The organism is Oscillibacter sp., from assembly GCF_031978065.1.
Taxonomy (GTDB): Bacteria; Bacillota; Clostridia; order Oscillospirales; family Oscillospiraceae; genus Oscillibacter.
Window position 1 is genome coordinate 1 of record NZ_DALZCH010000104.1, and the last position, 11457, is coordinate 11457.

Annotated in this window: 11 protein-coding genes; all 11 read right to left on the reverse strand. The window is 53.4% G+C overall.

Annotated elements, in window-relative coordinates:
- Positions 1-238 (reverse strand): hypothetical protein (locus RTK01_RS13435; protein ID WP_312281459.1); only part of this gene is annotated, 238 nt, incomplete at its 3' end.
- Between the two features lie 4 nt (positions 239-242).
- Positions 243-1880, reverse strand: coding sequence for a glycine-rich domain-containing protein (locus RTK01_RS13440; protein ID WP_312281460.1), 1638 nt, complete (start codon positions 1878-1880; stop codon positions 243-245).
- Positions 1881-1891: 11 nt separating this feature from the next.
- On the reverse strand, positions 1892-3556 hold the full coding sequence (locus RTK01_RS13445; RefSeq protein ID WP_312281461.1) for a hypothetical protein: 1665 nt from the start codon (positions 3554-3556) through the stop codon (positions 1892-1894).
- 13 nt (positions 3557-3569) lie between these two features.
- Entirely contained in the window at positions 3570-5387 is a 1818-nt protein-coding gene (locus RTK01_RS13450) for a hypothetical protein (protein WP_312281462.1), read from the reverse strand.
- A 3-nt stretch (positions 5388-5390) separates the two neighbouring features.
- On the reverse strand, positions 5391-6794 hold the full coding sequence (locus RTK01_RS13455; RefSeq protein ID WP_312281463.1) for a phage terminase large subunit: 1404 nt from the start codon (positions 6792-6794) through the stop codon (positions 5391-5393).
- Positions 6795-6845: 51 nt separating this feature from the next.
- Positions 6846-7898: a chitobiase/beta-hexosaminidase C-terminal domain-containing protein gene (locus tag RTK01_RS13460; RefSeq protein WP_312281464.1), complete on the reverse strand. Its 1053-nt coding sequence runs from the start codon at positions 7896-7898 to the stop codon at positions 6846-6848.
- Positions 7899-7941: 43 nt separating this feature from the next.
- The gene (locus RTK01_RS13465; RefSeq protein WP_312281465.1) at positions 7942-8841 is read right to left on the reverse strand and encodes a hypothetical protein; all 900 of its coding nucleotides are present in this window, start codon (positions 8839-8841) and stop codon (positions 7942-7944) included.
- A gap of 316 nt (positions 8842-9157) precedes the next feature.
- Positions 9158-9568: a hypothetical protein gene (locus RTK01_RS13470; RefSeq protein ID WP_312281466.1), complete on the reverse strand. Its 411-nt coding sequence runs from the start codon at positions 9566-9568 to the stop codon at positions 9158-9160.
- A complete protein-coding gene (locus RTK01_RS13475; protein WP_312281467.1) occupies positions 9565-9810 on the reverse strand; it encodes a hypothetical protein in 246 nt (81 codons plus the stop codon). The genes RTK01_RS13470 and RTK01_RS13475 overlap by 4 nt, the downstream gene beginning before the upstream one ends.
- A 13-nt stretch (positions 9811-9823) precedes the next feature.
- Complete coding sequence (locus tag RTK01_RS13480) at positions 9824-10222, reverse strand: terminase small subunit (protein ID WP_312281468.1); 399 nt, start codon at positions 10220-10222, stop codon at positions 9824-9826.
- A 1044-nt stretch (positions 10223-11266) separates the two neighbouring features.
- Positions 11267-11457, reverse strand: a 191-nt coding sequence (locus RTK01_RS13485) for a hypothetical protein (RefSeq protein ID WP_312281469.1), incomplete at its 5' end; no start/stop codon positions are given.

Below are 11457 nucleotides of genomic sequence, written 5' to 3' on the forward strand. Positions count from 1 at the left end.
CGGCACAGGCCGCTTTAATGGCTGTGCTGCGCTCCTCCTTGATCTCCGCCGCCGTTTGATTCATCATGCAGGAGGCCTTAAAGGAACCATCTTCATTGCGTGTCCACCCCTGTTCCACTTCGTCAGGGGCCTCAACACACTGCGCAGCAAATTCTGCGCCATACCATTTCTCTACGGGCAACGCATAATTTGGAATTATTTCTATGACCGTACTATTTCTGACGAATACTGTTTTCATGCAATCACTCCTTTATACCGTAGATAAAAACAGCCCCCGGCGCCCCGGCGCCAGAATACGGTGTACCATAATTGGACGCTGCATAAAAGACCTTGCCACCGCCACCGCTTCCAGGTCCAATGCCTGCTTCAGCATTTGCTGCGCTAACATAGTTTGTAGCACTACCGTCTCCGCCTTTGTATCCAAGGGCCGTAGCTATCATTAACTGTGACTTCAATGTTCCATTAGGGAAGCCAGCCCAGCCACCAGCGCACAAAGTTACCATAGAAGTATCGAATGAGTTTTGCGATTCTCTAGGTAATTGAGTTCTGCCTCCGCGCAAGAATGTATAGGCGCTACCAGTTGAACGTAATACATCTTCTGTGTTTGTTCCTCCAAATAGTCTTCTTTGAAGTTTAGCTACATCAGTTGACGAGCCACATGCATCTGAGCCTTGCCCACCGTCGGACCCATCTACTGATGGATTCTGTTCAATCTTGTATTTTCCGCCATTACCACCATCTACTGTAATACCTCCAAAAGAGGTTGTTCCTCCTACATTTCCATTTGAGCTGCCGTTTACAGCTATGCCACCAGCTCCTACAACACCTGAAATCTGCTGTCCTGAAAGCACATCAAAAATTACATTTCTTCCATATCCAGATGCACCACCAGTTGAAGTAGCTGCATTTAGGTCAGAGCTAGATGCTCCTGACCCACCACCACCAATCATGTATACTCCAAGCTTTGTGTACCCAGCGGGGACAGTAAATGTAAAAGCCCCTGCGGTAAGGTATGACGCCAGTAGCGCCCATTTTTGTCGGGATATAATATCTCTTACCGAAGAATCCGTAGCCGCCCCAATCTGTGCCGCCGTTACCCCGTGGGGATTGTCCGTGCGCCCCGCGTGGGCCGCGAGATTTGCCTGCACCGCCGCTGCGCTGCCGGAGGGGTCTGCGCCGATCTGCGCCGGGGTCACACCGTGGGGATTGTCCGTGCGCCCCGCGTGGGTCGTGCTCGCCGTAAGCACCGTGTTGACGCCCCCGGAAAGCTTTTCTGAAGTGATCGACCCGTCCGGAATCTGCCCAAGAACGACACCGGCCGATACCCCGTCAACATACTGCTTACTGGCCGCGTGGAGCGCTGCCGTCGGGGCCCCGCTTAGCGTCAGCGGTCCGGTCAGTGTTCCGCCAGTTTTATCAAGCTTTTTAGCGAATAACACCGTATGCACTCCCGCCTCGGCGTTGTTATGCTGCAATACTGCCGAGGTGGCCGCCCCGGCCGTGTCACTTGCGGAAATGGCCTCCGCTTTTGCAACATTTGCCTTAGCAGTTGCATCAGACGCAGCTACACTGACGGCCTCCGCTTTTGCAGTAGCGATAGCCACCGTTTGGGCCACAGACACAGGCTTGTCGGTATCTGCGGTGTTGTCACAGTTGCCAAGCCCTACCTGCGCCTTTGTCACGGCGTGAGGGTTATCTACCCGCGCTATGTAGGTGTCCAGCGCAGGAATCAGCACACCGTTGAGAAACTCTTTGACGGCCTCTCCGCCCTCGTCAAACGTCGCTTTTAACTCAGTGGCGGTCATTCCGCCCACATCGTTAGGCTCGTCATCCAGCGCCTGAATGATCTGCATATTTTTTTCAAACTTGTTCAACGCCATATCGCTTTACCTCACATTACCGGCGGGACTTCTCCCGACTGGTTGATTCTCCTTTGCAGCTCGTGGTTGCCGCGTCCTCCCACCAGTGGGACGCTCTCGCTATCCGGCGGCGCACCAGCTTCAGGAGCACCATCCTGCGGCTGTATCTGCGGCTGCTGCATGGCCTTAATCAGTGCCTCGCGGTCTGTGATAGACCCGGCGGGGAGCCGCTTCAGATAATCCACCGTGGAAATTTTGCCCTGCATCAAAAGGTTATCCAATGTCTGCTGACTTGCAATTTCAGACCAATAGGAGGAATTACCGACATCCAGCTTGATTTGAAATGGCAGCTTTTTAAGAATAGAGAAGTCAAACGGAACCACCAGCTTATCTGTATCATAGGGGTTCGGGATCTGAACAAACCGGGACCCGTAATACTCACCCATAAACTCCATGTAGATGCGTCCCAAGTCTTCCACACTCTTCAAAAGGTTCTGCTTTGTCAACTCCATGGGCGTCGCTGCTGCGCGTTGCAGGGCAATAATCGCGGAAGTGTTATCCGGTCGGGTATCACCCATCGCGACATCTGATGCGCCAAGAAACTTCTGTGTATAGCTGACCGCGAGGTCAATAAACTGCGCGATCTGCGGGGAGATGGTGGCCGGGTCCACAATCTTACTCACGTTTTCAACGGAACCGTTAACTCCGATAGCCGCGCCAACCCGGTTATCCCATTTACTGATACGCGTCCTATCGAAGACCACTTTCGGATACGCCAGCGTCATGAGAGAAATCATAGACATGGCAAACAGCTTGTTTACAAAAATCTGATTAGGAATCAGGCCCGTAATCATCGCCTGCCCGTGGTAACAGTCCTGTACGTAATCCCAGTTCATCCAAGTGACCGGGTATAGCTTAATACCAAGGTCCCACTCTTCCCGAACCACACATTCGCGAGTACACTCATACCCGTGAATATTCCCGGTCTTTTTGTCCCGCCACAGCCGGAGCAGCACGGTAGCTTTGCCCCCACCCAGCCGGTCAAGATTACTCCCGGAGAGATTTTCCTTGTCATCGGGCTGAATCAGACTTTCTGCTTCTTCTGCCGAAAGGCCATTTGCAATTGCACGGTCGATAACATCATCTACTGGCATCCGCCGATCAATGATCACGAATGGCTGAGACTGCACATCCCGGCTATTGGGATTTCCGAAAGTAATCTGCGTGTTTTGCAAAACCTCCGTGCGAATCGCGCCGCGGGCCGTCTGCCCAATATCCATATCGGGGTCAAAATAGGTGTATGTACATCCGTCTGCATCCACAGCGGCATTTCGAGCGAACTCCCGGACGCAGGAACCAATGCTGTTCATCTCGAAGATGTTGGCAAACTGATCATTGATGATATCTGTCAAGACTTCCATGGTGTGGGAGTCCCGTTCCCCGGTAGACGGCATGTTTTCTGCGTGAAGCTTCAGGTTGTCCGTGGACACATTTGCCACGGAGAACAGCACTACCCGTTTTAAGAAGTTGAACACGGGGGTAGGAAGACCATTAGCCTTTACGCCCTCCCACTGCTTCCCAATAAAAAAGTTCTCGTTCGTCTCGACATTCCGGTACAGTTCTATGCTGTTATTGAAATCCAGCCCCGCGCGGTATTCTCTATACACATTCTGGGGCGTTGGATTGAAATTTCTCATGTTCCCACCTCGATCATTTCACATTACCGGAATATCGCAGCTGTATATCGGCCTGCAACACTGTTGCGGTTGCCGTGGCACTGTTGCTTTCAAATACCAACTTGTAAAACGTGGCTTTTTTCACTTTCAGCTTGATCCGCTTTACCTGCGGCTTTCGATTCATATTGAATGAAAAGTGGTTAAAGTCCATGTGAAAAAAAGTTGCCATACTGGCGGATACAGCCTTTTTGGGATAGTCACTGCGACGGTTGCTCTCTGCTGAAATTAAAATCCTCGCGCCGTCTTCAGGCTGAATGGATACGAACACCAGTGTGAAATACTTTCGCATCCACTCCTTACCGAAGTCCATTGCCCCCGTCGCCGCCCGTGCGTCAATGGCGGCGCCATCGTCATTCCGGTACTGCCGGGAGATGTGCCTCACTTTGCCATCCATAGCGAAGGCCAGCACCTTTCCACTGCACTTTAAAATCTGCGCGGCGGGAATTCCCTTGTACCGATACCATGCGTTATTTGCATAGTTCAAAATGATTGCTTCGTCTCCAATGCAAAACCAGAATTCATAGCTGTCCCGGTCGCTGAATGTAGTAATCCCAGATAAGTCCATGCCGCTTGTCGTGGCCCATACCCGGTCGCTGATTCGCTTTGCCGTTCTCTCGTCCGAGACTAGGTTCCCGGATGAAGAGGTTGATTTCCATTCGTAGATACTGCTGGAACAAAGAGAAAGCGGGTTATTTTCCACAAGACGGACCTGCCCCGGGGCCTCATTCCCCAGCTCCCGGTTGACGGAAGTGCAGTAGAATGCCGCCGTCGTGCTGGAATCATCCAGCGTCACCGTACCGTATTGGCAGGAGTATACGCTGTTGGTCTTGAACACCACCAATCGGGAATAATGGCGGACCAACGCCGTGATCGGTGTGTTGCTCTCGCCAACGGACATCTCATAGAGGTCCGGGAAATATTCCGCCGTTGGGTTTCCGTCATAGTCCAGCCCGGAATAGATTGTTTTGTTGGTGCCGTCCCCGTAGAGGAAAACGCGGGTATCTGTACTGCCATTAAATGTTTCGCAGAAGTGCATCCTCGCAACTTCCGCCCTTGCACCGTCCCCCTTCCGGTAGGTGACAGTGACAGTGTTGGTCCCCTTAGCGGGCGCGCTGGCGAATGTCAGCTTTCCGGCGACCAAATCAGTGGCATAGGTAACGCCGGTTCCCAAAACCTCTGTCACAGCGGAAATATCGGTTTCCGGCAATTGAAATTCCGTTGCGGTTCCATCGGGGGAGAATTTCACCTTGCGAAGCCCGGTCAACCGGTTCACCGGTTGAAGCGTTGTCCCGGCCCCGGTGGGCGAAGTTGCGGTTTGAACTGTGGGGACATACCCCGCCACCTCTGAAAACTCTGTGCCATCCCATGATTTGTACTCGTGTCCATTCAACAGATAGACCTTGCCGCCGAAGCCGAAAAAAGACGTTTTATCCTGTGTACAGGTTCCAACCGCCGTGGCGGTCCAGTCCGCCGAGTCCGCCGAGTTCACTTTGAAAAGCACGCCACCGAACGCACACAGAAGCACCGCAGAATCCCCCACAAGGCCATACCACGCCCCGGAGAACTCCGGTGTATTCGTGGAAGGAATATTTCCGGATACCGCGCACCACGCGTCCCAAGCGGCGCGCAGGTCGAAAACGGTTGCGCTTCCGGGGCGGACCTGCAAATGCCCGTCGAGGGTAATCCTGAAATTCTGAAGCTCTGACAATTCCCCGTCTTTAATTTTGGTATCGCCGTCGGGATTCTCGTTCAGTCCCAAAAAGCGTTTAATTGACAGAATGGAATTCGCCATGGTTTACCCTCCGTAGTTCAAATAGGACTCGTCACACACACCGCCGGTCATTCCCTCGTCGTAGTCCTCGCCATCGTCGCCCAGCTCCTCCACTTCCCGCGTTTCCATTCGCTGTGCCCCCATCACGCGGGTAACTGCAAAATAGCGGCAGGCGTCGCATATGTGCGTGATATTGTGTGGCTCAGTGGCGCAGTCAGAAGGGTTTCTCTCGTCATGCTGGATGGCCGGAAGATTCCGAATCAGCCCCACACACTCGTTTGTTACCAGAAGACCGGGCCGGTCTTTATCTGAACGCATGGGCTTCAACATTTCTTTTAGCGCCATCCAGCCCTGAATTCGGTTATTGGATGCTTTGAGGATTCCCACGCCGTTTTCCATAAATATCTGCGCCATGGTGCGCCCGCTATCCTTTTGTCGATTCCACATATCCGGCGGGGCGATCGTGAATTCGATCCGCTCCGTGGGCGGCGTCAGACTGTTCATCAGCGCAGCCGCAGCGGAAACAATCAGATTGCTTTGCTGTACCTCCCGATACACGTAGCACCGTCCGTCAAAGTCCACCGCAACCCACAGGCACGCGAACATATCAAGTCCATAGTCGAATGCGCGATACTTTTTCCACTCCTGCGGAACCCGCGCAAATGGAGCAATGACGTGTGCTTCCTTGCAAAATTCCGGGAAGAAGATTCCCGAAAGCGTGTTCCAGTCACCATATCGCCACGCACGCCGTACATCGTCGGGCAGCGTGTCCAGCATATTCAGGTACCCGGGAGACCCTTTTAGCAAATCCGGGTTGTCGTCCACAGTAGCCTGAATGAATCGGTAATCCTCCGCCTTTTCGCCATTTTGATACTCTCGATCGACAAACAGCCGCCTAACCCACAGATGCCCGATCCCTCCGGGGTTGCAGGTAAGATACATTCGACGGGGAATGTTGGAAGTGCCGCGCAGGCACGCGCCCAGCACGCGGAATTGCGCCTCGGTAAACTGCGTCGCCTCGTCAATAAAAATCCAGTCAAATTCCTGCCCCTGGTATTCAAGATCTGATCCGGTATCGTAATGCCCGAATTTGATTGTGGAACCGTTGGCGAACTGCATAATGTGCGCCTGCTGGTTGTAGCTGGCAATCTGAATGGGAACCATCTGAACAATCGGAGTGATCAGAGAGTTTTCCATGTCCGGATAATGCTTGCGGATGATCAAAATACGGATGCCGGGATAGGTCAGCGCACCGCCCACAGACTTTACGCGGATGCCGTGGCTTTTTCCGCCACCTCGCGCGCCTCCGTAGCACACATATAATTCACGGGCCTGATAGAATTGTTTTTGCTTCTCATTGGCGTGTCCAAAATTTACATAGAACTCGCCGCCCGCTCTGCTGAAGCTTTTGTATGCCAATGCGTTCACCTTTCCCAAAATCCCGATCAGGGGGCCGCAATGGCCCCCTGATTCTGTTTGTTATTCGTAAGCCTTGGTTCCCTCAACACCAACGCATCCGTCCTTCGTGCCAATGGCCCGCATGGTCTGGCCCTCGGTCAGTTCCACCGCGGCGGTGTAGACTTCGGCGGTGGTGGAGTACCGGGGGTTCGTGCCGTCCACCGTGTACTTGAACACCACGCCGGAAGCGGCAGTGATGGTGACGGCGTGGCTGGCGATGGCCATAACGGGCGCCGTCAGAATTGCGGTAGCGTTACCGCACACGGCGATGCCGTCTCCCTTGGTTCCCAGCACAAAGCTGTCGTAGTAGGTCACACCCTGCACCACGGGGCCGGAGTAGCCCTGCACCTTGGGCAGAATGTCGTACTTTTGAAGCTTTACAGGGTCAACCGTGCTGCCCTTGTACTTGATGAAGAAGTACACACCCGCGGGCATATACCGGGACGGAATGGGCTTGACCCGGTTGCCGTCAAACTCGCCAACGACGCCCTTGGTCAGTGCTTCCTTGCCCAGAGCATCCACGCCCAAATAGTCCGGGTTCTGCTTCAGCAGCTTGTAATACTCCGTGCCAATGTACAAGGTCCGGTTTTCCAGCGGAACCAGCGCATCCGTCATTCTCGCGCCCAGATCGATGATCATTCCGGTGATGGTAGACTTCGTGGGGGCGGTAGCCTCCAAAGACTGGATATTTGCGCCCATACACCACTTCTTGATACGCCGCTTGTCCATGTTGGGAACAGTCACTTCATCCAGTTGCCGGCGCAGAGCCTTAGCTGCGGACTTTTCAATGGCCTGATCCGTACCGTCCAGCGCATCAATGGTGAAACTGAACGAGGGAGCGCACCCACAGGTCATTTCCTGAAGCGTGTCGCCTACGTCATAGACATCGCCGAAGCGGTTACTGCCGGTTCGGTTGTATTCCGTCTCAGGAACGGTGTTTACAGAGCCAATACGAATGGTTTTGCTGTTGGGGTCTACGAACGTATATTCGTGGCCGCAGTCCGCGTCCGTGATGGATGCCCTTTTAAATCGCTCTGCGATCTTGGATTCATACTTGGTTGCGTAATTGATCATTTGATTTCCTCTCTTTCGTCATATGGATGCGGAGAGGACCGTATCAGGAACCGAATCCGTCTAAAAACGGATCGCTGGCTTTGCTTTCCGCTCCGGCGGTCTTCATACTGCCTGTGGAGCGCCCCGCATTTTTCGCGTTCTGCTCCTTTGCCGCCGATTCCTGCTTTACGCGTTCAGTCTCCGCAAGTGCCTGTTTCTCACGCCATATCGCATAGGCGGTCGCCAAACGCTGCCCCTGTTTCACGGCGTCCCAAACTTCCTGTGGAATACTGCCCGCGTCCTTTGCCGCATCCGGAAATGTCTTCTGGAATTCCGCGATATCGGCATTTCGCCGCTCCTCTGCGGAACTCTCAGCCTGCGCCGCCTGCTGGGCGGCGGTCTGTTTTTCGGCCTCTTCGGCCTCTTTAGCCAAAACAGCGCTCTCGCGGTCTTCCAGTTCCACCGCCCGTTTCGCCTCGTCGTCGTTCATACCCGCAGACTTTTTCGCTTCCGTCCTCACAAAGGAAACGTACTGCTCCACGGTCATGCCGGTCTGCTTCGCCATCTGCGCGAACATCTCCACGACCGGCTTTGCTGCGTCGTATTTCTCCCGTACCCGGTCATAATCAAGGCCCTTCTGCGCAAGAGTGGTCATCTCCTGCTCGTTTACGGCCTTTTCCTCGCCCAGATGCCGCAGCGTCCACGTCTTGGGAATTTCCGGCGCAGTCGCGGGAGGTCCTTCGGGCCTTTCAGAAGTGGTTTCTTCCGGCGTGCCTGATTTTTCCGGCACCTGCTCCTGCGCTGGCTCCTGCGACTCCGATGCCGGGGGCTCCTCGGTATTGCTCTCCGGCGCTTCAATCTCCGAGGTCTCGGAGTCCTCTACACCGTCCGGGTCCCAGCCGTCCAGAAAAGCATCCGTGGTTTCGGAAGTTTCCTCGGCAGGGTTCGTTTTTTCGTTTTCCATAAGTTTACCTTTCCCCAGCTGGTCTGCCGGTTCATGTTTTCCGCTGCGGCTGGTCTGCCGCACATGGCAAAATAAAAAGCGCCAAAAGCCGGGATCTCTCCCGTGCTTCTGGCGCTAAACGCTCTAGCTTATTATGATATTTTTTCTCCGGTCAGCGGAAAAGCTTGCCCAGTTTCCAGCTCTTTTCCGTTCCATATGGCCGGAAACCATTCAGACCGGCAAGCCCTGCAATACACCGGCACCCGGTACATCGTGGAACTGCGCGTTATCTTAATCAGCTTTCTGTGACAACAGGGGCACGTATACCATCCTCGCGTCACCATCTTGCAAACTCCCCATATTCAAGCCCGCCGTACACATCCTCAACCGGCTCCGGTTCAGCTTTTGAAAGTCGCGCCCCGATAACAGCCAGCGCCGCGTCACCCGCCTTACTGAAATACGCCGCGAGAACGCTGTCCTGCGCCTCAATCGCAATCAGCGCCGACGCCAGATAGTAGGGAAGCACCCCAGAAGTAACTGCGTCGTCAAGTTGAATTTCATCAGTTGCCGCCGCCACGCGAACATATGGGCTTCCGACGGATAAACTTACGCGTGCAAGAATGGAATCCAAAATATCCGGCGTTCTCACCAGATATTCCTTCGTGTCAGCCGTGACGGTTACGCCGGTGGATTCGTTCTGCTCGTCCATCAGCCGGATTGCCTTGTCGAAGACGTCCTGCACTTTCACAACGAATCACCGGCCTTCCCGCCTACGCTATACGTCATAATATTTTCAACGCCTTCATCCACGCTGCCGGGGATCGGTTTTGCAGAGTCCTCCTGGGTCTTTGTGTTGTCGTCTTCGGGGCTGAAACTTCTACGCGCTTTGATCTCTGCCAGTCGAATTCGCGTATAACACAGGACGGACACCAGCAGCGCAATCCAAATCATCATGATACATGCCAAAATCGCTATTTCCAAAATTCGCATTCCCGGACCTCCGTTACTTGAAATCCGATTCGTCCATTCCCTTGCCCATATTTACGTTCACGGAAATGTCCTGTCTCGCTTCAACCTTGTCCTGATACCCGCCGAAACGCGGCTGCTTGTTCAGGAAAATTCCACGGGTCACCATTCCCTTTTCCTGATATCTGGGGTCCGTCTCAATCTGGTTCTGAATCCTCATGAACGCCATTTGAACTGTGTCCTGAAAATCCTCGTGGCGCTCTCCATCATACCAGCGCCGCAGCGTCTTAATCGTAACGTTGAGATACAGCGCAAGGCCTGCTTCACCATACAGCACACAATCTTCGTCGCACTGGTTAAAATAGGACTCGCACTTTGCTTTTAAGGCTTCGGCAGTCGCGTATTCCTGGCTCTTGCTTGTATTCTTTTTTGCCACGACTACCACCGCCCTTTACACGCAATTTTATCTATGCTTAATTGCATTATACCAAATCTTCCATATATTTCAAGCGTCACTTTTTTGCTAATTCCTATATATTGATAACTTTTTAAACATTTTAATAAATGTTGTTATATTTTAAAACTAACGGGGGCTTTTGGTACTTTTGGGTGCCCGATCTGTAAAACCCCCGCCCCCTGATTTTCCGCCACCCCCTGACTGCGGGCGCAGTGCGTCACATCCTCGGGGGCCCTCCGAATGCGTGTGCTGTATATTACCTACCCCGTCAGCGAGAGGCCCACCCTTTTTCCGCTACCCCTCCCGGATACCTCGAAACCATAGACATCGGGGTCCCGGTCGGACGGCCCCCTGCGGAGCCCGTAGCTGCGCCCAGCCCACCCCGGCCACCAACCCAGCCGCTGCGCCAAAATTAGCCGATTTGCAGGGCTGAATATCACAGTAAATACACAGTTGCGCGTAAAATGCCTGACGTATCATCAAAAACACTTAATGAACAGTTAAATATTGCGTATTTGCGCCCCTAATTGGCAGTCACCCACCTACTCAATTGCTGTTGCAAGCATGTTTAATTGGCCGCACGTCCAATATAAGCACAGCTAATTCAAAACCGCAATCTTACGCGCGTTTTTTATACTGCCCCGTGCCCCATTTCTCCCAAAATCGCAAAACCGAAAAGCCGCAAGGCCCAGTCATGTGCTGCGGCCATAAATCCGGGGGTAATAAGCGCCTTGCGGTGGAGTAGGTGGAGCGGTGGGGCAAATTGCCTATTCTCTTACGGGAGGGCGTATAGAGCGTACAGGGCGTATATATGTACCCTCTAGGGCTCCCTGTACGCTCTAATAGCACACTATATAGAGTTACTCCACCTACTCCACCGGAATATACTAAACCCGTTGCCACGCGGGGATTTTAACCCGGTGTAGCACACAAAAATATACTCCACCAGTGCTCCACCGCTCCACCGGTGGAGTAAAACGCTGTATCTCTACTCCACCGCACTGCTCCACCGCGTTAATTTGCTCACAGATTGTCCTTGATCGCGTCAATAATCCACGCATTGACGCTCTGCCCACTGGCTTTCGCTGCGGCGGATATTTGGGCTTTGCTTGGATCTACACCCTGCCTAAGCTTGATTGTTACCTTTTCATTGTTCTCGCGCTCCCATTTGAGCGCCGCGCGGCGCTGCGCCTGCGAGGTCTTTATGCTTCCCG